Genomic DNA, 779 nt, shown 5'->3' on the forward strand with positions numbered 1-779 from the left:
CCACGGCAAGACGTCTCTGACGGCAGCGATCACGAAGTACTTCGGTGAGTACAAGGCGTACGACCAGATCGACGCGGCTCCGGAAGAAAAGGCGCGTGGCATCACGATTTCGACGGCTCACGTTGAATACGAGACGCCGGCCCGCCACTACGCCCACGTCGACTGCCCCGGCCACGCCGACTACGTCAAGAACATGATCACCGGTGCTGCCCAGATGGACGGCGCGATTCTGGTGTGCTCGGCCGCTGATGGCCCGATGCCGCAGACGCGCGAACACATCCTGCTGGCTCGTCAGGTCGGCGTTCCGGCAATCGTGGTGTTCCTGAACAAGGTCGACCAGGTCGACGACGCCGAGCTTCTCGAACTGGTCGAGCTCGAAGTTCGCGAACTGCTGTCGTCCTACGACTTCCCGGGCGACGATATCCCGATCGTCAAGGGTTCGGCACTTGCTGCCCTTGAAGATTCGGACAAGAAGATCGGCGAAGATTCGATCCGCGAGCTGATGGCTGCTGTCGACGCCTACATCCCGACGCCTGAGCGTCCGATCAACCTGCCGTTCCTGCTGCCGATCGAAGACGTGTTCTCGATCTCGGGCCGCGGCACGGTTGTGACCGGCCGCGTCGAGCGTGGCATTGTCAAGGTTGGCGAAGAAGTCGAGATCGTCGGCATCCGCCCGACGACGAAGACGACGGTGACCGGCGTTGAAATGTTCCGCAAGCTGCTCGATCAGGGCCAGGCTGGCGACAACATCGGTGCGCTGATCCGCGGCGTTACCCGTG

1 protein-coding gene is annotated in these 779 nt (G+C 62.4%); it reads left to right on the forward strand.

What is annotated here, in order from left to right; all coding sequences use genetic code 11:
• Positions 1-779, forward strand: a 779-nt coding sequence (locus G9X67_RS34680) for an elongation factor Tu (protein ID WP_171600806.1), incomplete at both ends; no start/stop codon positions are given.

This window comes from Rhizobium sp. WYCCWR 11152, assembly GCF_013087615.1.
Lineage (GTDB): Bacteria > Pseudomonadota > Alphaproteobacteria > Rhizobiales > Rhizobiaceae > Rhizobium > Rhizobium indicum.